The 21,464-nt window shown below is 70.2% G+C and carries 19 protein-coding genes and 1 pseudogene; 13 read left to right on the forward strand and 7 right to left on the reverse strand.

Features of this window, described 5'->3' with window-relative positions:
* Positions 1-177: 177 nt before the first annotated feature.
* Together whiG and OG435_RS31965 are read left to right on the forward strand one after the other, a co-directional pair.
* A complete protein-coding gene (gene whiG / locus OG435_RS31960; protein ID WP_266881356.1) occupies positions 178-1,011 on the forward strand; it encodes an RNA polymerase sigma factor WhiG in 834 nt (277 codons plus the stop codon).
* Positions 1,012-1,127: 116 nt separating this feature from the next.
* A complete protein-coding gene (locus tag OG435_RS31965; protein WP_266882271.1) occupies positions 1,128-1,685 on the forward strand; it encodes a TetR/AcrR family transcriptional regulator in 558 nt (185 codons plus the stop codon).
* A gap of 128 nt (positions 1,686-1,813) precedes the next feature.
* Here the strand turns inward: OG435_RS31965 and OG435_RS31970 are convergent.
* Positions 1,814-2,272, reverse strand: a pseudogene (locus tag OG435_RS31970) (M23 family metallopeptidase); the annotation flags it as partial.
* Between the two features lie 175 nt (positions 2,273-2,447).
* Here OG435_RS31970 and rpsB point away from each other — a divergent pair.
* The 9 genes from rpsB (at position 2,448) to OG435_RS32015 (ending at position 12,275) form a co-directional block, all read left to right on the forward strand.
* Positions 2,448-3,389: a 30S ribosomal protein S2 gene (rpsB, locus tag OG435_RS31975; RefSeq protein WP_266881357.1), complete on the forward strand. Its 942-nt coding sequence runs from the start codon at positions 2,448-2,450 to the stop codon at positions 3,387-3,389.
* A gap of 134 nt (positions 3,390-3,523) precedes the next feature.
* Positions 3,524-4,360: a translation elongation factor Ts gene (gene tsf / locus OG435_RS31980; RefSeq protein WP_266881358.1), complete on the forward strand. Its 837-nt coding sequence runs from the start codon at positions 3,524-3,526 to the stop codon at positions 4,358-4,360.
* A gap of 162 nt (positions 4,361-4,522) precedes the next feature.
* Positions 4,523-5,302 (forward strand): UMP kinase, encoded by a 780-nt coding sequence (pyrH, locus tag OG435_RS31985; RefSeq protein ID WP_266881359.1) that lies wholly within the window; start codon positions 4,523-4,525, stop codon positions 5,300-5,302.
* Positions 5,303-5,354: 52 nt separating this feature from the next.
* Entirely contained in the window at positions 5,355-5,912 is a 558-nt protein-coding gene (frr, locus tag OG435_RS31990) for a ribosome recycling factor (RefSeq protein ID WP_112453867.1), read from the forward strand.
* On the forward strand, positions 5,912-6,991 hold the full coding sequence (locus OG435_RS31995) for a phosphatidate cytidylyltransferase (RefSeq protein WP_266881360.1): 1,080 nt from the start codon (positions 5,912-5,914) through the stop codon (positions 6,989-6,991). Before frr ends, OG435_RS31995 begins: the two co-directional genes overlap by 1 nt.
* 93 nt (positions 6,992-7,084) lie before the next feature.
* Positions 7,085-8,197: a 23S rRNA (adenine(2503)-C(2))-methyltransferase RlmN gene (gene rlmN, locus OG435_RS32000; protein WP_266881361.1), complete on the forward strand. Its 1,113-nt coding sequence runs from the start codon at positions 7,085-7,087 to the stop codon at positions 8,195-8,197.
* Positions 8,198-8,449: 252 nt separating this feature from the next.
* Positions 8,450-9,565, forward strand: a complete 1,116-nt coding sequence (locus OG435_RS32005; protein WP_266881362.1) for a thiamine ABC transporter substrate-binding protein — start codon at positions 8,450-8,452, stop codon at positions 9,563-9,565.
* 59 nt (positions 9,566-9,624) lie between these two features.
* Positions 9,625-11,241 (forward strand): ABC transporter permease, encoded by a 1,617-nt coding sequence (locus OG435_RS32010; RefSeq protein WP_266882273.1) that lies wholly within the window; start codon positions 9,625-9,627, stop codon positions 11,239-11,241.
* The gene (locus tag OG435_RS32015) at positions 11,241-12,275 is read left to right on the forward strand and encodes an ABC transporter ATP-binding protein (protein ID WP_266881363.1); all 1,035 of its coding nucleotides are present in this window, start codon (positions 11,241-11,243) and stop codon (positions 12,273-12,275) included. Before OG435_RS32010 ends, OG435_RS32015 begins: the two co-directional genes overlap by 1 nt.
* A 191-nt stretch (positions 12,276-12,466) precedes the next feature.
* Here OG435_RS32015 and OG435_RS32020 read toward each other — a convergent pair whose 3' ends face one another.
* The 6 genes from OG435_RS32020 to OG435_RS32045 all read right to left on the reverse strand — a co-directional run bounded on the left by OG435_RS32020 (position 12,467) and on the right by OG435_RS32045 (position 18,560).
* Positions 12,467-13,381, reverse strand: coding sequence for a hypothetical protein (locus OG435_RS32020; protein WP_266881364.1), 915 nt, complete (start codon positions 13,379-13,381; stop codon positions 12,467-12,469).
* A gap of 109 nt (positions 13,382-13,490) precedes the next feature.
* Positions 13,491-14,600 (reverse strand): LOG family protein, encoded by a 1,110-nt coding sequence (locus OG435_RS32025; RefSeq protein WP_266881365.1) that lies wholly within the window; start codon positions 14,598-14,600, stop codon positions 13,491-13,493.
* A gap of 26 nt (positions 14,601-14,626) precedes the next feature.
* Positions 14,627-15,700, reverse strand: coding sequence for a hypothetical protein (locus tag OG435_RS32030; protein ID WP_266881366.1), 1,074 nt, complete (start codon positions 15,698-15,700; stop codon positions 14,627-14,629).
* On the reverse strand, positions 15,682-16,497 hold the full coding sequence (locus OG435_RS32035) for an ABC transporter ATP-binding protein (RefSeq protein ID WP_266881367.1): 816 nt from the start codon (positions 16,495-16,497) through the stop codon (positions 15,682-15,684). Before OG435_RS32035 ends, OG435_RS32030 begins: the two co-directional genes overlap by 19 nt.
* A gap of 194 nt (positions 16,498-16,691) precedes the next feature.
* The gene (locus OG435_RS32040; RefSeq protein WP_266881368.1) at positions 16,692-18,053 is read right to left on the reverse strand and encodes an aspartate aminotransferase family protein; all 1,362 of its coding nucleotides are present in this window, start codon (positions 18,051-18,053) and stop codon (positions 16,692-16,694) included.
* 3 nt (positions 18,054-18,056) lie between these two features.
* Positions 18,057-18,560: an Lrp/AsnC family transcriptional regulator gene (locus OG435_RS32045; RefSeq protein ID WP_073910973.1), complete on the reverse strand. Its 504-nt coding sequence runs from the start codon at positions 18,558-18,560 to the stop codon at positions 18,057-18,059.
* Positions 18,561-18,731: 171 nt separating this feature from the next.
* Here OG435_RS32045 and OG435_RS32050 point away from each other — a divergent pair, with 171 nt between their 5' ends.
* Together OG435_RS32050 and OG435_RS32055 are read left to right on the forward strand one after the other, a co-directional pair.
* Positions 18,732-20,171, forward strand: a complete 1,440-nt coding sequence (locus OG435_RS32050; RefSeq protein WP_266881369.1) for a gamma-aminobutyraldehyde dehydrogenase — start codon at positions 18,732-18,734, stop codon at positions 20,169-20,171.
* Positions 20,172-20,285: 114 nt separating this feature from the next.
* Positions 20,286-21,464, forward strand: a complete 1,179-nt coding sequence (locus OG435_RS32055; RefSeq protein ID WP_266881370.1) for an ABC transporter substrate-binding protein — start codon at positions 20,286-20,288, stop codon at positions 21,462-21,464.

Below are 21,464 nucleotides of genomic sequence, written 5' to 3' on the forward strand. Positions count from 1 at the left end.
TGAGAGACGCGGTCCTCCCGGTGCCACCTGCCGGGACCGTGCGCCAGGCGCCGGTCCCGGGTCGCCCGCGCGAGTCGGGGTGCCCTCGCGGGCCCGCGCGATCCCGTACTCTTCGCGCACCGCGACACTTCCGTCACGCTACGCTCCCAAGGAATCCGGCTCCGGCAAAGGCGAAGCATGCCCCAGCACACCTCAGGGTCCGACCGCGCTGCGGTGACCCCCGCTGCGCGCGGCAGCGAGCGGTCCACCGCGCCCTCGTCGCTGGAGGTGCTGTGGCGCTCGTACAAGGACTCGGGTGACGAGCGGCTGCGGGAGCAGCTGATCCTGCACTACTCGCCCCTCGTGAAGTACGTGGCCGGCCGGGTCAGCGTCGGGCTGCCGCCCAATGTGGAACAGGCCGATTTCGTCTCCTCCGGAGTCTTCGGACTGATCGACGCCATCGAGAAGTTCGACATCGAACGGTCCATCAAGTTCGAGACGTACGCGATCACCCGCATCCGCGGCGCGATGATCGACGAGCTGCGTGCCCTGGACTGGATCCCCCGCTCGGTGCGGCAGAAGGCGCGCGCCGTGGAACGGGCCTACGCCACGCTGGAGGCCCAGCTGCGGCGCACCCCGACCGAGCACGAGGTCGCCGGCGAGATGGGCATCGGGGTGGAGGATCTCCACGCCGTTTTCAGCCAGTTGTCACTGGCCAATGTGGTCGCCCTGGAAGAGCTGCTGCACGTGGGCGGGGAGGGCGACCGCCTCTCCCTGATGGACACCCTGGAGGACACCGCCGCGGACAACCCGGTGGAGGTCGCGGAGGACCGGGAGTTGCGCCGGCTGCTGGCGCGGGCCATCAACACGCTGCCCGAGCGGGAGAAGACGGTGGTGACCCTCTACTACTACGAGGGCCTCACGCTCGCCGAGATCGGCAACGTCCTCGGGGTCACCGAGAGCCGCGTCAGCCAGATCCACACCAAGTCGGTCCTGCAGCTCCGCGCGAAGCTGGCGGACGTCGGGCGCTGACCTCCCGGTACCCGGGTGCGGGCCGGGGAGAGGGCGCGGATGGCGGGCCGGGAGCGTGCGACGGCCTTGCGGTACGTCCGTACAGTGGACGCGTGCCCAGGATTCGAGCGGCCTCCGTGGCCGAGCACCGGTCGATGCAGCGCGGCGCCCTGTTGGACGCCGCCCGTTCCCTGCTGTCCGAAGGAGGGACGGAAGCGCTGACCTTCCCCGCCCTCGCCGAGAGGACCGGCCTCGCCCGGTCCTCCGTGTACGAGTACTTCCGGTCCCGCGCGGCCGTCGTCGAAGAGCTGTGCGCGGTGGACTTCCCCGTGTGGGCGGCTGAGATCGAAGCGGCGATGTCCGAGGCGCAGGCGCCGGAGGCGAAGATCGAGGCCTACGTGCGCAGCCAGCTGGGGCTGGTGGGGGACAAGCGGCACCGGGCGGTGGTGGCGATCTCCGCGAGCGAGCTGGACGCCGGTGCGCGGGAGAAGATCCGCGCGGCGCACGGGAGCCTGATCGCGATGATCGTGGAGGCGCTGGCCGCGCTGGGCCAGGCGGAGCCGCGGCTGGCCGCGATGCTGCTCCAGGGCGTGGTGGACGCCGCCGTCCGGCGGATCGAGGCGGGCACGGGGGAAGACCCCGTGGTCGTCACGGACGCCGCGGTGGCCATGGCCCTGCGAGGCGTCGGGGGCTGACCCGGTCCTCGGACGCCGGACGGCCGAAGGGGCAGCAGCCGGGGAGTCGGGCGGGGGAGCAGCGCCAGGGGGTTGAGGTAGGTCTCCGCGTGGAGGAGGCCCCAGTGGAGGCAGGAGCGGGGGCAGTGCGTGCCGTCCGTGAGGAGGGCCACCACCTGGCCCGTCCTGACCTCGGCGCCCTCCGCCACCAAGGGGCGGACCGGCTCGTACGTGGTGCGCAGGCCGTTCGGGAGGGTCAGTGAGAGCACCCCGCGGCCCGCGACCGGGCCGGCGAAGTGCACCCGGCCCGGACCGACCGCGCGGAGCTCCGCGCCCACCGGCGCCGCCAGGTCCACCCCGCGGTGCCCCGCCGCGTACGGGGTCGGGGGCGGGTCCCACCAGCGGACCACCGTGAGCGGGGCGGGGAGCGGGCGTCCGGCCGCCGGCCCCGGTGGGGTCGGCGGCGGGCCCGGGGGGAGCCCCAGGGTCAGGGCCGTGGCCAGGACCAGGGTGAGTAGCAGCTTTGTCATGGGGGTCAGGGTCCCGCCTCCGGACCCGGTCGCACCGGGGCCTGTGGACGGGCGGGGCCCTGTGGACAACCGCGTCATCCGGCATACCGCCGGGTCCCGTACACTTCTTGTGGCGATCCGGGTCACCGGGTCGACTTCGCACGCCCCAGCACCGGCCCCTCAGGGCCAGGTGACAGCGTCTCTCGGTCCCCTCCACGGGGGCAGGGCGCGACAGGGGCGTCAGGAACCAAACCGAGAAAACAAGGAGATGGCCATGGCCGTCGTAACGATGCGGGAGCTGCTGGAAAGCGGCGTCCACTTCGGTCACCAGACCCGCCGTTGGAACCCGAAGATGAAGCGCTTCATCTTCACGGAGCGCAACGGCATCTACATCATCGACCTGCTGCAGTCGCTGTCGTACATCGACCGCGCCTACGAGTTCGTGAAGGAGACCGTCGCCCACGGCGGTTCCATCATGTTCGTCGGTACCAAGAAGCAGGCCCAGGAGGCCATCGCCGAGCAGGCGACGCGCGTTGGTATGCCCTACGTCAACCAGCGGTGGCTGGGTGGCATGCTCACCAACTTCTCCACCGTCTACAAGCGCCTTCAGCGTCTGAAGGAGCTTGAGGCGATCGACTTCGAGGACGTCGCCGCCTCGGGTCTCACCAAGAAGGAGCTCCTGGTCCTCTCTCGCGAGAAGATCAAGCTGGAGAAGACCCTCGGTGGTATCCGCGAGATGTCGAAGGTCCCCAGCGCCGTCTGGATCGTCGACACCAAGAAGGAGCACATCGCCGTCGGTGAGGCGCGCAAGCTCCACATCCCGGTCGTCGCGATCCTCGACACCAACTGCGACCCCGACGAGGTCGACTACAAGATCCCGGGCAACGACGACGCGATCCGCTCCGTCACCCTGCTCACCCGCGTGATCGCCGACGCCGTCGCCGAGGGCCTCATCGCCCGTTCCGGTGCCGCCACTGGTGACTCGAAGCCGGGCGAGAAGGCCGCCGCCGAGCCGCTCGCGGAGTGGGAGCGCGACCTGCTCGAGGGTGAGAAGAAGGCTGATTCCGACGAGTCGGTCGAGGCAGTGGCCGCTCCGGCCGCCGAGGCCGTCGTCGACGCCCCCGCCGTTGAGGCCGAGGCCGCCCCGGCCGCCGAGGCTGAGGTCGTCGCCGAGGCCGTCGTCGAGGCTCCGGCCGCCGACGCCGAGCAGGCCTGACCCACTGAGGGCGCCCGGCGTTCATGCGCCGGGCACTCGCAGAACGGACGATGACGGCGGGGGAGCCGCGCCACGAGCGCGCTCCTCCGCCGTTCACCCGTAGATCTACGACTTCGAGAGAGAATCACAGACTCATGGCGAACTACACCGCCGCTGACGTCAAGAAGCTCCGCGAGCTCACCGGCGTCGGCATGCTGGACTGCAAGAACGCGCTGGTCGAGGCCGACGGTGACGTCGACAAGGCCGTCGAGGCGCTCCGTATCAAGGGTCAGAAGGGCGTCGCCAAGCGCGAAGGCCGTTCTGCCGAGAACGGTGCCGTTGTCTCCGTCATCTCCGACGACAACACCTCCGGTGTCCTCGTCGAGCTGAAGTGCGAGACGGACTTCGTCGCCAAGGGCGACAAGTTCCTGGCGGTCACCAACGAGCTGGCGAACCACATCGCCGCCACCTCCCCGGCCGACATCGAGGCGCTGCTCGCGTCCGAGATCGCCCCGGGCAAGACCGTGCAGGCGTTCGTCGACGAGGCCAACGCCAACCTCGGCGAGAAGATCGTCCTGGACCGCTTCGCGCAGTTCACCGGCGGTTACGTCTCGGCGTACATGCACCGCACGATGCCCGACCTGCCGTTCCAGATCGGTGTCCTGGTCGAGCTCGACAAGGAGAACGCCGAGGTCGCCCGCGGCGTCGCGCAGCACATCGCCGCGTTCGCGCCGAAGTGGCTGTCCGCCGAGGACGTGCCGGCCGAGGTCGTCGAGTCCGAGCGCCGTGTGGCCGAAGAGGTCACCCGCGCCGAGGGCAAGCCGGAAGCCGCGCTGCCGAAGATCGTCGAGGGTCGTGTCAACGGCTTCTTCCGCGACAACACGCTGCTCGGCCAGGCGTACGCCCTGGACGCCAAGAAGTCCGTCCAGAAGGTTCTGGACGAGGCCGGTGTCACCCTGGTGCGCTTCTCGCGCATCAAGGTCGGCATCTGAGTCCGTCCGTACGCGACGGACACCGGACCCCGGTAGGGTCTGAAGCAGTCGCCCGCGTTCGCGCAGGGCGACCGCAGATCTGACGAGGAGGCCATTGCCGTAGAGGGAACCGCGAGGACCCACCGGCAATGGCCTTCTTCGTATGTGCACGAGGAGATCTCCATGAATCAGGGCGTGGACACCCACACCGCTTCCGACGACAAGAGCGACCAGGACAAGAAGGGCCGCCGCTTCATGCTGAAGCTGTCGGGCGAGGCCTTCTCCGGCGGCGGAGGACTCGGCGTAGACCCCGACGTCGTCCACGCCATCGCCCGCGAGATCGCCGCGGTGGTCCGCGACGGCTCCGAGATCGCCGTGGTGATCGGCGGCGGCAACTTCTTCCGCGGCGCCGAGCTCCAGCAGCGCGGCATGGACCGGGCCCGGTCCGACTACATGGGCATGCTCGGCACCGTCATGAACTGCCTCGCCCTCCAGGACTTCCTGGAGAAGGAAGGCATCGACTCCCGCGTCCAGACGGCCATCACCATGGGCCAGGTCGCCGAGCCGTACATCCCGCTGCGCGCCGTGCGCCACCTGGAGAAGGGCCGCGTCGTCATCTTCGGCGCCGGCATGGGCATGCCCTACTTCTCCACCGACACCACGGCCGCCCAGCGTGCCCTGGAGATCGACGCGGAAGCCCTGCTCATGGGCAAGAACGGCGTCGACGGGGTCTACGACTCGGACCCGAAGAAGAACCCGGACGCGGTGAAGTTCGACGCGCTGGAGTACAGCGAGGTGCTGTCGCGCGACCTCAAGGTCGCCGATGCCACCGCCATCACGCTGTGCCGCGACAACAAGCTGCCGATCCTGGTCTTCGAGCTGCTCGCCGAGGGCAATATCGCCCGAGCCGTCAAGGGTGAGAAGATCGGCACGCTCGTGAGCGACCAGGGCACCCGGGCCTGAGCAGGCCCCCCGTCCGCCTGAACCATCCATTTCTGACATGCAGGAGCACGTGGTGACCGAAGAGATCCTCCTCGAGGCCGAGGAGAAGATGGAAAAGGCCGTCGTCGTCGCCAAGGAAGACTTCGCCGCGATTCGCACCGGTCGTGCGCACCCGGCGATGTTCAACAAGATCGTGGCGGAGTACTACGGCGCCATCACGCCCATCAACCAGCTCGCCTCCTTCTCGGTCCCCGAGCCGCGCATGGCGATCGTGACCCCGTTCGACAAGAGCGCCCTGCGCAACATCGAGACGGCCATCCGCGACTCCGACCTGGGCGTCAACCCCAGCAACGACGGCAGCATCATCCGGGTGACCTTCCCCGAGCTGACGCAGGACCGCCGCAAGGAGTACATCAAGGTCGCGCGCACCAAGGCCGAGGACTCCAAGGTCTCGATCCGCGCCATCCGCCGCAAGGCGAAGGACGCCCTTGACAAGCTCGTCAAGGACAAGGAGGCCGGCGAGGACGAGGTGCGCCGCGCCGAGAAGGAGCTCGACGACACCACCGCGAAGTACGTCGCGCAGGTGGACGAGCTCCTGAAGCACAAGGAAGCCGAGCTCCTCGAAGTCTGATGAACGACACTTCCTGGCAGCCGGAGCCGGTTCCGGCGGGTCCCGCCTACGATGCGCTGGTGGGCCCGCACACTCGGCCCATGCCCATCGTGCCCGATGCCGCCGGCCGTGACTTCGACGACCGGGAAGCACGCGATCGGGGGGCCGCCGCTGACGGCGGCCCCCTCTTCCGCGCCGATACGCCGCCGCAGGAGCCCATGCCCAGCCCCCCGCCGACCCCGCCTTCGCCGGCACCGCAGGACGCTTCGCCCCCGCCTCAGAAGAAGCGTGCCGGGCGGGACCTGCGTGCCGCCATAGGGGTCGGAGTGGGCCTCGGAGCGGTGATCTTCGCTTCGCTGCTCATCGTCAAGGCGGTCTTCGTCGGCGTCGTCGTCGTGGCGGTCGTCGTCGGCCTGTGGGAACTGACCTCCCGGCTCCAGGAGAAGAAGGGCATCAAGGCCCCGCTGGTCCCGCTCGCCATCGGCGGCGCGGCCATGGTGATCGCCGGATACGTCCGCGGCGCCGAGGGTGCCTGGGTGGCCATGGCGCTGACGGTGCTGGCGGTCCTCGTCTGGAGGATGACCGAGCCTCCCGAGGACTACCTCAAGGACGTCACGGCGGGCGCCTTCGCGGCGTTCTACGTGCCTTTCCTCGCCACCTTCGTCGCGATGCTGCTCACCGCCGACGACGGACCGCAGCGGGTGATCACCTTCCTGCTGCTGACCGTGGTCAGCGACACCGGGGCCTACGCGGTGGGGTGGCGCTTCGGCAAGACCAAGCTCGCCCCGCGCATCAGCCCCGGAAAGACCCGCGAGGGGCTCTTCGGAGCGGTGGCCTTCGCGATGGGCGCCGGCGCGCTGTGCATGGAGTTCCTGATCGACGGGGGCGTCTGGTGGCAGGGCCTGGTGCTCGGCTTCGCCGTCGCGGTCAGCGCCACCCTCGGTGACCTCGGGGAATCCATGATCAAGCGGGATCTCGGGATCAAGGACATGGGCACCCTGCTGCCGGGTCACGGCGGCATCATGGACCGGCTGGACTCGCTGCTCCCGACGGCCCCGGTGGTCTGGCTGCTGCTGGCGCTGTTCGTCGGTACCGGCTGACCTGCGAAAAGGCGCCCGTACAGGCGGGGCGGTTACTCTTGGAAGGCGCGCTGCTTCTGCGGCGCGCCTTTCGTCTTACAAGGAGTACCTGCCATGGCCCGCCCCGTCCCGGGAGAGCTCACTTTCGTCGCCCCTCGTGGAGCGAAGAAGCCGCCCCGGCACCTCGCCGACCTCACCCCCGAGGAGCGCCGGGAGGCCGTCGCCGCGATCGGTGAGAAGCCGTTCCGGGCCAAGCAGCTCTCCCAGCACTACTTCGCCCGGTACGCGCACGACCCGGCCGAGTGGACCGACATTCCGGCGGCGTCCCGCGAGAAGCTCCAACAGGAGCTGCTGCCGGACCTGATGAACGTCATCCGCCACATCTCCTGCGATGACGACACCACCCGCAAGACCCTGTGGAAGCTGCACGACGGCACGCTCGTCGAGTCCGTGCTGATGCGCTACCCGGACCGGGTCACCATGTGCATCTCCTCGCAGGCCGGCTGCGGCATGAACTGCCCGTTCTGCGCCACCGGCCAGGCCGGTCTCGACCGCAACCTGTCGACCGCCGAGATCGTCCACCAGATCGTCGACGGCATGCGCGCCCTGCGCGACGGCGAGGTCCCCGGCGGGCCCGCCCGGCTGTCGAACATCGTCTTCATGGGCATGGGCGAGCCGCTCGCCAACTACAACCGCGTCGTCGGTGCCATCCGCCGCCTCACCGACCCGGAGCCCGACGGCCTGGGCCTGTCCCAGCGCGGGATCACCGTCTCCACCGTGGGCCTGGTCCCGGCGATGCTCCGCTTCGCCGACGAGGGCTTCAAGTGCCGCCTCGCCGTCTCCCTGCACGCCCCAGACGACGAACTGCGCGACACCCTGGTCCCCGTGAACACCCGCTGGAACGTCCGCGAGGTGCTCGGCGCGGCCTGGGAGTACGCGGAGAAGTCCGGCCGCCGGATCTCCATCGAGTACGCCCTGATCCGTGACATCAACGACCAGGCCTGGCGCGGTGACCTGCTCGGCCGGCTGCTCAAGGGCAAGCGCGTGCACGTCAACCTGATCCCGCTGAACCCGACGCCGGGCTCGAAGTGGACCGCCTCGCGGCCCGAGGACGAGAAGGCCTTCGTCGAGGCCATCGCCCGCCACGGCGTGCCGGTGACCGTACGGGACACCCGCGGTCAGGAGATCGACGGGGCGTGCGGCCAGCTCGCGGCCTCGGAGCGCTGATTTTCGCCAGTTAAGGTTTGCTTTCGGCCGCGGGGTACCCTGTGGCCGAAACCAATTTCATATTCCGACAGGGGAGCGCCACAGCGCTGAGAGTGCGGTAACCGTCACCGCAGACCCTCTGAACCTCGCCCCGGTCATTCGGGGTAGGAAGTTCGGTCACCACTCAAGCTGTTGCGCCCTGCCCGGCGTCCGCTCCACAGAGCGCCGGGCAGGGCCGCGTCTTCTCCTGGACATCCCAGGAGGAATGCACCAATGAGCACCACCAAGAAGATGGCCGGCGTCGCGCTCGCGGCCGCGCTCGGCGTCACCACGCTCAGCGCCTGCGGCGGCGGCGACGCCAAGGACAAGTCCGCCGGGGCGAGCGACGCTCCGGCGTCCAAGTCCAGTGCCGTGAAGACCATCACCCTCGTCTCGCACGACTCCTTCAACGTGACCGACACGGTCCTCAAGGAGTTCGAGCAGCAGAGCGGCTACACCGTCAAGGTCCTGAAGTCCGGCGACGCGGGCGCGGCCCTGAACCAGGAGATCCTGACCAAGGGCTCCCCGCGCGGCGACGTCTTCTTCGGCGTGGACAACACGCTGCTCTCCCGGGCCCTCGACAACGGCATCTTCACGCCGTACGAGGCCAAGGGACTGGCCGGCGTGAAGCCCGAGTTCGTGCTCGACAAGGAGCACCGGGTCACCCCGGTCGACTCCGGCGACATCTGCGTCAACTACGACAAGGCCTACTTCGCCGACAAGAAGCTCGCCCCGCCGCAGACGCTGGACGACCTGATCAAGCCGGAGTACAAGAACCTGCTGGTCACCGAGAACGCCGCGACCTCCTCGCCCGGCCTCGGCTTCCTCCTCGCCTCCGTCGGCAAGTACGGCGACGAGGGTTGGAAGGACTACTGGAGCAAGCTGAAGGCCAACGGCGTCGAGGTCGTCGACGGCTGGGAGCAGGCCTACAACGAGCGCTTCTCCGGCTCGGCGGGCGGCAAGAAGGCCAAGGGCGACCGCCCGCTGGTCGTCTCCTACGCCTCCAGCCCGCCGGTCGAGGTCCTCTACGGCGAGCCCCAGCCGACCGAGGCCCCCACGGGCGTCTCGACGGGCACCTGCTTCCGGCAGACCGAGTTCGCCGGTCTGCTCAAGGGCGCGAAGAACGAGGAGGGCGGCAAGGCGCTCCTGGACTTCCTGATCTCCAAGAAGTTCCAGGAGGACATGCCGCTCCAGATGTTCGTGAACCCGGTGACCAAGGACGCGGCGCTGCCCGAGCTGTTCACCAAGCACGGCGTGGTCATCGAGAAGCCCGAGACGGTCGCCCCCGAGGCCATCGCCAAGAACCGCGACCAGTGGGTCAAGGCCTGGTCCGCCCTCGTCGTGAAGTAGGACGAGTGAGCGAGGTTCCGAAGGAGACCGGGCGGGCCACGGCCGTCAGGCTCGGTCTGATGGCCGTGCCGCTCGTCTTCTTCGGGCTGTTCTTCGCCTACCCCGTCGCCGCGATCGTCGGGCGCGGGCTCAAGACCGACGCCGGCTGGCAGTTCGGCCGGATCGGCGAGGTGCTGGCCCGGCCCGACATCGGCGACGTGCTCTGGTTCACCACCTGGCAGGCGCTCGCGTCCACGGCGCTCACGCTCCTGATCGCACTCCCCGGCGCGTACGTCTTCGCGCGCTTCGAGTTCCCCGGCAAACAACTGCTGAGGGCGCTCGTGACGGTGCCGTTCGTGCTGCCGACCGTCGTGGTCGGCACCGCGTTCCTGGCGCTCGTGGGGCGGAACGGTCTGCTGGACGAGGTGTGGGGGATCCGCCTCGACACGACCGTGTGGGCGATCCTGCTCGCGCACGTCTTCTTCAACTACGCCGTCGTCATCCGCACGGTCGGCGGACTGTGGGCGCAGCTCGACCCGCGCCAGGAAGAGGCAGCCCGGGTGCTGGGCGCCGGGCGGTTCGCCGCCTGGCGCCGGGTGACCCTGCCCGCGCTGGTTCCGGCCGTGGCGGCCGCCTCGCTGATGGTGTTCCTGTTCACGTTCTCCTCCTTCGGCGTCGTGCAGATCCTGGGCGGGCCCGCGTACTCCACCCTGGAGGTGGAGGTCTACCGGCAGACCGCGCAGCTCCTGGACCTGCCGACGGCCGCGGTGCTGACGATGGTGCAGTTCGCGGCCATCGGCGGGATCCTGGCCGTGCACGCCTGGACGGTGCGCAAGCGGGAGACCGCGCTGCGGCTCGTCGACCCGAGGCGGACCACGCACCGGCCGCGCGGCTGGGCCCAGCGCACCCTGCTCGGCGGGGTGCTGCTGACGGTGGCGCTGCTGATCGTGCTCCCGCTCGGGGTGCTCGTGGAACGCTCCCTGGACGCCCCGGGCGGCTACGGCTTCGGCTTCTACCGGGCTCTCCAGGAGGTGGGCGCCGGCGGCGGAACGTTCCTGGTGCCGCCGCTGGAGGCGATCTGGAACTCCCTGCAGTACGCGCTGGCCGCCACCGCCATCGCGCTGGTCGTCGGCGGGCTCGCGGCCGCGGCGCTGACCCGGCGCGGGGGCCGTTTCGTACGGGGCTTCGACGTGCTGCTGATGCTCCCGCTCGGGGTGTCGGCCGTGACCGTCGGCTTCGGCTTCCTCATCACCCTCGACGAGCCGCCGCTGGACCTGCGGACCTCGTGGATCCTGGTGCCGCTGGCGCAGGCGCTGGTGGGCGTTCCCTTCGTCGTACGGACCATGCTGCCGGTCCTGCGCGCCGTGGACGGACGGCTGCGGGAGGCCGCCGCCGTGCTCGGGGCCTCACCGCTGCGGGCCTGGCGAGAGGTGGACCTGCCGATGGTGCGGAGGGCCCTGCTGATCGCCGCCGGCTTCGCTTTCGCGGTGTCCCTCGGGGAGTTCGGGGCGACCGTCTTCATCGCGCGGCCTGACCATCCGACGCTGCCGGTCGCCGTGGCGCGGCTGCTGGGGCGGGCCGGGGAGATGAACTACGGGCAGGCGATGGCCCTGAGCACGATTCTGATGCTGGTGTGCGCGGTGTCCCTGCTGCTGCTGGAGCGCCTGCGCCCCGACAAGACCTCCGGAGAGTTCTGATGACCCTGCTTCAGCTGGAAGGGGTGTCGGTCCGCTTCGGTGAGCGTGCGGTCGCCTACGCCCTGGACGGTGTGGACATGGCGGTCGCCGAGCACGAGATCGTGTGCGTGCTGGGGCCGAGCGGGAGCGGCAAGTCCACCCTGCTCCGGGTGGTGGCCGGACTCCAGCCCGTCGCCGGCGGGAGGGTGCTGCTGGGCGGCGCCGACCAGGCCGCAGTGCCCGTACACCGGCGGGGGGTGGGCCTGATGTTCCAGGACCACCAGCTGTTCCCGCACCGGGACGTGGGCGGGAACGTGGCGTTCGGGCTGCGGATGCGGGGCGCTTCGAAGCAGTCCTCCGAGGCCCGGGTCACCGAACTCCTGGAGCTGGTCGGGCTGCCCGGGGCGCAGAACAGGGCGGTGGCTTCGCTGTCCGGCGGCGAGCAGCAACGGGTCGCGCTGGCGCGGGCGCTGGCGCCCTCGCCGCGGCTGCTGATGCTGGACGAGCCGCTCGGGCAGCTGGACCGCGGGCTGCGGGAGCGGCTGGTGGTGGAGTTGCGGGGGCTGTTCTCGCGGCTGGGCACGACCGTGCTGGCCGTCACGCACGACCAGGGCGAGGCGTTCGCGCTGGCCGACCGGGTGGTCGTCATGCGGGACGGGCGGATCGCGCAGGCGGGGACCCCGCTGGAGGTGTGGCAGCGGCCGGCGTCGGAGTTCGTGGCGCGGTTCCTGGGCTTCGAGAACGTCGTCCCGGCGGAGCTTTCCGCCGGGGTGGCGGCGACTGCGTGGGGGAAGGTCCCGGTTCCGGCCGGGTCACCGGCGGGGGAGCACCGGGTGCTGATCCGGCCCGCGGGGGTCGTGCTGTCGCCGGGGGGAGGGCTGGGGTGCGAGGTGGTGTCGCGGACCTTCCGGGGGACGCATGTCGCGCTGCTGCTTCGGCCCGAGGTGGGGCCGGTGCTGGAGGCGGAGTGTGATTTGGCCGGGGCGCCGGCGGTCGGGGACCGGGTTGCGGTGACCTTCGCCCCGAGCGAGGTGGTCGTGCTGCCGGGGGAGTAGGGCCGGGCCGTTGCCGCTGTGCGGGGCTGGATCCCCGCTGTTTGCCGCTTCGCGGGGCGAAGTCCCCTACCCGCCCTTCCACCGTTCCCCGGGCTCTGCCCGGACCCCGGTCCTCAAACGCCGGACGGGCTGAAAGCGGGGGTCCCGGGCTGCGCCCGGACCCCCTGGGGCTCCGCCCCAGACTCCGCGCCTCAAACGCCGGCGAGGCTGGATTTGTCGGACTCCGGTTCCGAAGGGGTCTCCGCGCCCTCGTGGTTGCCATACCAGGCGACCGCTACCGCGCCGGTCACCGCCAGGACGAAGCCCAGGACCGCCAGCCAGGCCATGCCGGGGCGGGACGCGTCGCCCAGCCAGAGGACGCCGATCGCTCCGGGGAGCACGGTTTCACCGACCACCAGGGCGGCGGTGGCGCCGTTCACCGAGCCGATCTGGAGGGCCACGGTGTGCAGGTACATGCCGCCGACCCCGGCCAGGACGATGGCGTACAGGGCCGGGTCCGAGAGGAGGGAGGGGAACGAGAACGGCTCGACGCCGTTCAGGATGCGGACCCCGACGCCCAGGGCGCCGAACGCCAGACCCGACAGCAGGCCCGCCAGGATCGCGGCACGGCCGCCGAGGAAACGTACCGCCACCGTGCCGCCCACGATGATCAGTACGGTCACGCCCAGGAGCCACCAGTGCGTGGACGCGGGAGCGTAGTGGCCGCCCTCGTGGCCCGCCGCCGTCGCGAGCAGGACCAGCGCCGCGCAGACGACCCCGATGGAGGTCCTTTCCTTGCGGGTCAGCCGGATGCCGAGCATCTTCACGCTCAGCACGGCCGTGATCACCAGGTTGGCGCTGATGACTGTTTGAGAGAGGAAGAGCGGCAGGAGCCGGGCGGCCAGGGCGCCTAGGCCGAAGCCCACGAAGTCCAGGATCGTGCCGACGATGAACTCCCAGGTCATCGCGGCCTTCGCCGTGGAAGTGAGGTTCGGTCCGCCGTGCTGGGTGACCCCGGCGGCGGCGGGCGACATCCGGGCCGCCCGCCGGGAGCCCACGGCTTGCAGGACGGATCCCGTGCCGTAGCAGATGGACGCCGCGATGGCGGTGAGCAGGCCTATGAGCACCCGAGGGCTCCGTTCACGTCTGGCAGGCTTTGCGTTTTTACGTAGTGCGTACCTCTTCCAGACGTGGAAAAGGGGGGAGAAGTTGCCTGCCCGGGTCAGGCGGTCGAGGTCAGCTCATCGCGGCGAGGGCCGCCGGGACCTCGGTCACCGAGTCGACCAGGGCGATCCGGGACTCCATCGCCCGGCCCCGGGCGAGCGCCTGGAGCAGTGGCCAGGCGGGCAGCCGCTCGGTCCAGTGGGCGCGGTCGACGAGGATCATCGGCGTCGGCTCGCCGCGGGACTCGTAGTAGTTGGGCGTCGCGTTGTCGAATATCTCCTGGACCGTGCCCGCCGCGCCGGGCAGGAAGACCACGCCCGCGTTGGACCGTGCGAGGAGTCCGTCCTCGCGGGTGGCGTTGGCGAAGTACTTCGCGATGTGCCCGGCGAAGGGGTTCGGCGGCTCGTGTCCGTAGGACCAGGTCGGGATGCCCACCGAGTCGCCGCCCGTGACCGCCGGCCAGCGTTCCCGTACGGCGAAGGCCGCACGCGCCCAGTCGGAGACGGACGGGGTGAAGGACGGGGCCTTGGCCAGCATCCGCAGGGCTTCGGGCAGGGCCTCGTCGGGGGCCGGGGCGAGGTACGCGCCGAGGTTGGCCGCCTCCATGGCGCCCGGGCCGCCGCCGGTGGCCACGGTCAGCCCGGAGCGGGTCAGCGTCCGGCCCAGCTCGGCCGCGCCCCGGTAGGCGTCGCCGCCGCGGGTCATGGCGTGGCCGCCCATCACCCCGACGACGCGGGCGCCCACGAGGTGTTCGTCGAGGGCGTCGGAGATGGCGTCGTCGTGGATGGAACGCAGCATCGAGGAGTAGATGTCGCCGTCCGCCTTGGTCTCCTGGAACCAGGCGTACGCCTCGGCGTCCGGAGTGGCCTCGTAGCCCGCGGACAGGCCGGTGAAGAGCTCCTCCGGCGTGTAGAGCAGGCCCCGGTAGGGGTTGAACGGCAGGTCAGGGACGGGCGGGAAGACCAGGGCGCCGTCCGCGCGCACCTTGACCGAGGCGTCCGGCTCCATCGCGCAGCCCAGGAACACGGCTGACGAGGTGTCGGCGGACAGCAGGGCGAAGGTTCGCTCCAACAGGTTGACCGCCTGGATGCGGTACCCGCTGAGCGAACCGCGGGCCACAACCCGGTCGAATTCGGCGAGCGTCTCGATCTCGGTATCGGTCTCGATGTGTGGGTTGGCCATTCGGCCCACCCTAAGGGCTGCCCGCCTCAGCGGGTCAATGCCAGCGACGTCAGCTGTGACACACCCCAGCTGAGCGGCAGGCACACCGCCACCAGCGCGGTGGCCCGTACGGTCGCGGCTGTACGCAGGACCTTGCCCGGTGCGCCGAGCCCGGTCAGGGTCTCGCGGGCGGCGGTCCTGGCCTGGCGCACCTCGACCGCCGATGTGAGAAGGGTCGCGGCCGCACACACGGCCACCAGCGCGGCGGCGGGTGCGGTCAGCGGGCCGAGCGGGACCTGGAGCCCGCCGTGGTCGCGCAGGGCCACGGCGCTGAGGGCGCCCGCCCCGACGGCGCACAGCACGCCGAGGGGTGCGCCCAGCCGGGGGGCCTCCTCCTGGAGGGCCCGCCCGGCCAGCAGCCGGAGCGCACCCGGGCGGACGGCCTGGACCAGCGCCCCGCAGGCGTAGGCCAGGCCCGGACCGGCGAGGGCCAGGCCGAGGGCGGTCAGTGCCCAGCCCGCGGGTACGCCGGCTCCGCCGGGGCGGGCATAGGCCAGCGCGGCGAGTCCGCAGGCGGTGAGGGCGATGCCCCAAGGCAGCGCGGTCTGCGGCGCGGGCCGGGGGTGCGGGCGCAGGGCCAGGGCGGTGGCGGTCGAGGCGGCCAGCGGGAGCAGGGCCAGCAGGGTGAGGGCGGCCGCCACGGGCAGGGGCTGGTCGGCGTGGAGCAGCCCGGCCCCGGCGCCGTCGAAGGGCAGCCCGGTCACCTCCCCGCGCAGGTGGAGGAAGATGGCCAGGGCCACGGCGCTGCCGAGGGTGCAGGCCACGGCGGTGGAGATCGTCGCGACCAAGGTGAGCCGTACGGGCCCCAGTCCGGCGGCGTCCATCCCCTCCAGGGGCCGGGTCGCGGGGTCGGTACGGGCCACGGCGACGGCGAACTGGACGGTGACGGCGAGGGGGACCAGGGCCCAGAGCAGCTGAGGGAACGATCCGGCGGGCCGGGCCGTGGCCTGCGCGAGCACGTACAGCAGCAGGAAGCCGCTGCCGGCCGACGCGGCGGCGACGAGCAGCCGGCGTAGCTGCACCAGCGGCCGGGAGCCGCGGGCTAGGCGGAGAGCGAGCACGCGGCCTGGTCCTCCGGGGGCTGGGGGAAGGAGCTGGGGGAGTGCCCGGCCGCGGCTGCCGCGGCGGCCGGCCGGCCGTCGAGCAGGGAGAAGTCCCGGTCGGCGACGGCCGCGGTCTCCTCGTCGTGGGTGGCCAGCAGCACGGTGATGCCGTGGGAGCGGGCGGCCGTGGTGAGCGTGCGCAGCAGCAGGGAGCGCTCGGCGCGGTGCAGCGGGGCGGTGGGCTCGTCGGCGAAGACCACGGCGGGCAGGTGCGCGAGGGCGCGGGCGAGCGCGACGCGCTGGGACTCGGCCCGGTTGAGGGCGCCGGGGTGCTTGCGGGCGAAGGCGCCGATGTCGAGGCGGTCCAGCCATTCGCAGGCGGCCCGTTTGGCGGTGCGGTGACTCGCGCCGGCGATCAGCAGCGGCAGGGCGGCGTTCTCCCAGACCCGGAGCTCGGGCAGCAGCTTCGGCTCGGGGCCGATCCAGCCGAAGCGGTCGCGGCGCAGCCGTTCGCGGGCCAGGGTGCCCATGGTGTGCACGGGGACGCTGTTGAACCAGACCTCGCCCTGCTCGGGCCGGAGCTGTCCGGACAGGCAGCGCAGCAGCGTGCTCTTGCCGCTGCCGCGGGGGCCGGTCACGGCGAGGATCTCTCCCGCGCGGACGCCGACCGAGACTCCGATGAGGCCCGGCGAGCCGCTGTGGGAGTAATGAAGGGACCGTGCCCAGAGCAGATCGTCCTGGGGCGGGACGTTGTCCGAAGGAGTTCTGTCCGACGGAGCGTTGTCCGGCGGAGCGTTGTCCCGTGGAGCCACCATGGCGTACACCTCCGTCCGGGGGAACGAAGCGGAGCCCGCTTGGTCACTGGCGCCGCAATGAGATGTAAAGAGATGAACGTCTTGGATGGTGACAGCACACGGCCCGGACCCCCTCGTTCTCACTCGAACGGAGGATCCGGGCCGTGTGGTCCGGCAGTTTGCCGCCTGCGGGACGGTGCGAGGACGCGGGCTGGTTAGAGCTTGGTCCAGGCCTCGGTGAGCACGCGGCGCAGGATGCCCTCGATCTCGTCGAAGGTGCCCTGGTCGGCGATCAGCGGCGGGGCCAGCTGGATGACCGGGTCGCCACGGTCGTCGGCGCGGCAGTACAGGCCGTTCTCGAAGAGCGCCTTGGAGAGGAAGCCGTAGAGCACGCGCTCGGTCTCCTCGTCCGTGAAGGACTCCTTGGTGACCTTGTCCTTGACGAGCTCGATGCCGTAGAAGTAGCCGTTGCCGCGGACGTCGCCGACGATCGGCAGGTCGTGCAGCTTCTCCAGCGTCGAGCGGAAGGCGTCCTCGTTGTCCAGCACGTGCTGGTTGAGGCCTTCCTTGTCGAAGATGTCGAGGTTGGCGAGCGCCACCGCGGAGGACACCGGGTGTCCGCCGAAGGTGTAGCCGTGCAGGAAGGTGTTGTCACCCTTGTAGAACGGCTCGGCGAGGCGGTCCGAGATGATGCAGGCACCGATCGGGGAGTAGCCCGAGGTCATGCCCTTGGCGCAGGTGATCATGTCCGGGATGTAGCCGAACTTGTCACAGGCGAACATCGTGCCGAGGCGGCCGAACGCGCAGATCGTCTCGTCGGAGACGAGCAGGACGTCGTACTCGTCACAGATCTCGCGGACGCGCTGGAAGTAGCCGGGCGGCGGCGGGAAGCAGCCACCGGCGTTCTGCACCGGCTCCAGGAAGACGGCGGCGACGGTGTCGGCACCCTCGAAAAGGATCTCCTGCTCGATCTGGTCGGCGCACCAGCGGCCGTAGGCCTCGGGGTCGTCGCCGTAGATCGGGGCGCGGTAGATGTTGGTGTTGACCACCTTGTGCGCGCCGGGGACCAGCGGCTCGAAGGGGGCCTTGAGGGCCGGCAGACCGGTGATGGACAGGGCGCCCTGCGGGGTGCCGTGATAGGCGACCGCACGCGAGATGACCTTGTACTTGGTGTGCTTGCCCTGCAGCTTGAAGTACTGCTTGGCGAGCTTCCAGGCGGTCTCGACGGCCTCGCCGCCACCGGTGGTGAAGAAGACCTTGTTCAGGTCGCCCGGGGCGTAGTGCGCGAGACGCTCGGCGAGCTCGACGGCCTTGGGGTGCGCGTACGACCAGATGGGGAAGAACGCGAGTTCCTGCGCCTGCTTGTAGGCGACCTCGGCCAGTTCCTTGCGGCCGTGACCGGCGTTGACCACGAACAGTCCGGCGAGACCGTCCAGGTAGCGCTTGCCCTTGTCGTCGAAGATGTAGGTGCCCTCACCCCGCACGATGGTGGGGACGGGCGAGTTCTCGTACGACGACATGCGGGTGAAGTGCATCCACAGGTGGTCGTACGCGGTCTTGGAGAGGTCCTGGCTCACGGGCTATCTCGTTCCCCACATGTAGGTCTGCTTCTTCAGCTTCAGGTAAACGAAGCTTTCGGTTGATCGCACGCCGGGGAGCGCACGGATCTTCTTGTTGATCGTTTCGAGCAGGTGGTCGTCGTCCTCGCAGACGATCTCCACCATCAGGTCGAACGAGCCCGCGGTCATCACCACGTACTCGCACTCGGCCATCGCGGTCAGCGCGTCGGCCACGGGGTCGAGGTCTCCCTCGACGTTGATGCCGACCATCGCCTGGCGCCGGAGCCCCACGGTGAGCGGGTCGGTGACGGCGACGATCTGCATGACGCCCTGGTCGAGCAGCTTCTGTACACGCTGGCGCACCGCCGCTTCGGACAGGCCGACGGCCTTGCCGATCGCCGCGTAAGGACGACGGCCGTCCTCTTGCAGTTGCTCGATGATCGCCAGGGACACAGCATCGACCGAAGGGGACGGTTGTCTGTTCCTGGAATCTGCGCTTCGACTGACCACGACCTCACTGTGCACGAGGAGTCGTCTGTTCCGCAAGGCGAGAACGATGTAATTCGTTGTTTGGGGAGTCAGATCTCACTGATTCCGTAGTTCGTGATGTGTGGGCCTGTCGAAAACGGCGTCTGAGAGGCTAGGCTAAGTAGCTGTCTCAACCATTGGACATGTGATCACAGGAGTGTGGCTGTAGTGACCACCGAACTGCGTCGTCTGCGCAACTACATCGGCGGGGAGTTCAAGGACGCCGCCGACGGGCGGACCACCGAGGTGGTCAACCCCGCCACGGGCGAGGCGTACGCGACCGCCCCCCTCTCCGGCCAGGCGGACGTCGACGCCGCCATGGCCGCGGCCGCGGCGGCCTTCCCGGCCTGGCGTGACGCGACCCCCTCCGATCGCCAGAAGGCCCTGCTGAAGATCGCGGACGCCTTCGAGGCGCGCGCGGACGAGCTGGTCGCCACCGAATCGGAGAACACCGGCAAGCCGCTCGGCCTCACGGCCAGCGAGGAGCTGCCGCCGATGGTGGACCAGATCCGCTTCTTCGCCGGCGCCGCGCGCCTGCTGGAGGGCCGTTCGGCCGGCGAGTACATGGAGGGGATGACCTCGATCGTCCGCCGTGAGCCGGTCGGCGTCTGCGCGCAGGTCGCGCCGTGGAACTACCCGATGATGATGGCCGTCTGGAAGTTCGCCCCGGCCCTGGCCGCGGGCAACACCGTGGTCCTCAAGCCCTCGGACACCACCCCGGCCTCCACCATCCTGATGGCGGAGATCATCGGCGAGATCCTGCCCAAGGGCGTCTTCAACGTCGTCTGCGGTGACCGCGACACCGGCCGGGCCATGGTCGAGCACCGCACCCCGGCGATGGCCTCCATCACCGGCTCGGTGCGCGCGGGCATGCAGGTCGCCGAGAGCGCTTCCAAGGACGTCAAGCGCGTCCACCTGGAGCTCGGTGGCAAGGCCCCCGTCGTGGTCTTCGAGGACGCCGACATCGCCAAGGCCGCCGAGGACATCGCGGTCGCGGGCTTCTTCAACGCCGGCCAGGACTGCACCGCGGCCTGCCGCGTACTGGTCCACGAGTCGATCCACGACGAGTTCGTCGCGGCGCTGGCCAAGAACGCGGCCGACACCAAGACCGGGCAGCCGGACGACGAGGACGTGCTCTACGGTCCGCTGAACAACCCGAACCAGCTGAAGCAGGTCGCGGGCTTCATCGAGCGGCTCCCCGCCCACGCCAAGGTCGAGGCGGGCGGCCACCAGGTCGGCGAGAAGGGTTACTTCTACGCCCCGACCGTGGTCTCGGGCCTCAAGCAGGACGACGAGATCATCCAGAACGAGGTCTTCGGCCCCGTCATCACCGTCCAGTCCTTCACGGACGAGGACCAGGCCCTGGCGTACGCCAACGACGTCGAGTTCGCCCTCGCCTCGTCGGTGTGGACCAAGGACCACGGCCGCGCGATGCGGATGTCCAAGAACCTCGACTTCGGCTGCGTGTGGATCAACACCCACATCCCGCTCGTCGCCGAGATGCCCCACGGCGGATACAAGAAGTCCGGCTACGGCAAGGACCTCTCCGCCTACGGCTTCGAGGACTACACGCGCATCAAGCACGTCATGACCTCGCTCGACGGCTGACCGGAAGCCGGGCGGGCGGCCGGCCGCCGCATCGGCCAGGGCACTGCCTTCAAGGGGCGGGTAGTAGACAACATGTCTATTGCCCGCCCTTCGGCGTTCACCGAGGCTTTGGCCATGCCTGAACTCGCCTTCTCCCGCCGCGCGGCGCTGCGCGGCCTCGGTGCCGCGTGCCTGCTGGCCGGCCTCACCGGCTGTGGTGTCCCGGCCGCGTACGTCCCAGAGAACCGGCGGGAGGGCCGGGACCGCTCCGGCGCCGACCGGAGCGTCTCCTTCTCCAACTGGCCCCTCTACATCGACACCGACGAAGAGGACGAGAGCCGGCGCCCGACGCTGGAGGCCTTCTCGGAGAAGACCGGCATCGAGGTCCGGTACACCGAGGAGATCAACGACAACGACGAGTTCTTCGGCAAGATCAGCCCGGCGCTGATGAACCACCAGCAGACCGGCCACGACGTGGTGGTGGTCAGCGACTGGATGGCCGCCCGCTTCGTCCACCTGGGCTGGGCCCAGAAGATGGACCGCCCGGCGCAGGCGAACGTGTCGAAGTACCTGGACCCGCAGCTGCGCTCGCCCGCCTTCGACGAGGGCCGGCTGCACACCGTGCCCTGGCAGTCGGGGATCACCGGCATCGCCTACAACCGCAAGGCGCTCGGCCGGGAGATCAAGTCCGTCAAGGACCTGTGGCACCCGGACCTGGCCGGCAAGGTCACGCTCTTCTCCGGTCTCGACGAGTCCTTCTCCCTGCTGATGCAGGGCAGTGGGGTCGACGTGACCCGGTGGACCGAAACCGACTTCCACCGGATGTGCGACCAGGTCGAGAGCATGGTGAAGAAGAAGCACATCCGCCGCTTCACCGGCAACGACTACACCTCCGATCTGAGCAAGGGCGACGTGCTGGCCTGCCAGGCCTACTCCGGGGACGCGATCCAGCTCCAGGCCGACAACCCCGACATCGAGTTCGTGGTCCCCGAGGAAGGGGGTGAACTCTGGGCGGAGAGCCTGCTCATCCCCAACCTGGCCCCGCGCAAGGCCAACGCCGAGGCACTCATCGACTTCTACTACGACCCGGAGGTGGCCGCGCTGCTCGCCGCCTCCGTCAACTACGTCTGCCCGGTTCCGGCCGCCCGTGAGGTGCTGGCCGCCTCCGAGGACGAGGAGACCGCCGCGCTCGCCGAGAACCCGCTGATCTTCCCGGACGAGGACATGCGCAAGCGCCTCGTGGTGGCCCGCGACATCTCCTCCGCGGAGCGCTCGTCCTTCGCCAAGCGCTGGAACGGCATCGTCGGTCTTTGA

Origin of the sequence: Streptomyces sp. NBC_01264, assembly GCF_026340675.1 — a bacterium.
Lineage (GTDB): Bacteria > Actinomycetota > Actinomycetes > Streptomycetales > Streptomycetaceae > Streptomyces.

What these genes read in the sequence shown, in the direction of transcription:
- whiG (WP_266881356.1), top strand. Translation starts at nt 178, where the DNA reads ATGCCCCAGCACACCTCAGGGTCCGACCGCGCTGCGGTGACCCCCGCT.
- OG435_RS32035 (WP_266881367.1), bottom strand. Translation starts at nt 16,497, where the DNA reads ATGGTGGCTCCACGGGACAACGCTCCGCCGGACAACGCTCCGTCGGAC.
- OG435_RS32015 (WP_266881363.1), top strand. Translation starts at nt 11,241, where the DNA reads ATGACCCTGCTTCAGCTGGAAGGGGTGTCGGTCCGCTTCGGTGAGCGT.
- pyrH (WP_266881359.1), top strand. Translation starts at nt 4,523, where the DNA reads ATGAATCAGGGCGTGGACACCCACACCGCTTCCGACGACAAGAGCGAC.
- tsf (WP_266881358.1), top strand. Translation starts at nt 3,524, where the DNA reads ATGGCGAACTACACCGCCGCTGACGTCAAGAAGCTCCGCGAGCTCACC.
- rlmN (WP_266881361.1), top strand. Translation starts at nt 7,085, where the DNA reads ATGGCCCGCCCCGTCCCGGGAGAGCTCACTTTCGTCGCCCCTCGTGGA.
- rpsB (WP_266881357.1), top strand. Translation starts at nt 2,448, where the DNA reads ATGGCCGTCGTAACGATGCGGGAGCTGCTGGAAAGCGGCGTCCACTTC.
- OG435_RS32005 (WP_266881362.1), top strand. Translation starts at nt 8,450, where the DNA reads ATGAGCACCACCAAGAAGATGGCCGGCGTCGCGCTCGCGGCCGCGCTC.
- OG435_RS32055 (WP_266881370.1), top strand. Translation starts at nt 20,286, where the DNA reads ATGCCTGAACTCGCCTTCTCCCGCCGCGCGGCGCTGCGCGGCCTCGGT.
- OG435_RS32025 (WP_266881365.1), bottom strand. Translation starts at nt 14,600, where the DNA reads ATGGCCAACCCACACATCGAGACCGATACCGAGATCGAGACGCTCGCC.
- OG435_RS32010 (WP_266882273.1), top strand. Translation starts at nt 9,625, where the DNA reads ATGGCCGTGCCGCTCGTCTTCTTCGGGCTGTTCTTCGCCTACCCCGTC.
- OG435_RS31995 (WP_266881360.1), top strand. Translation starts at nt 5,912, where the DNA reads ATGAACGACACTTCCTGGCAGCCGGAGCCGGTTCCGGCGGGTCCCGCC.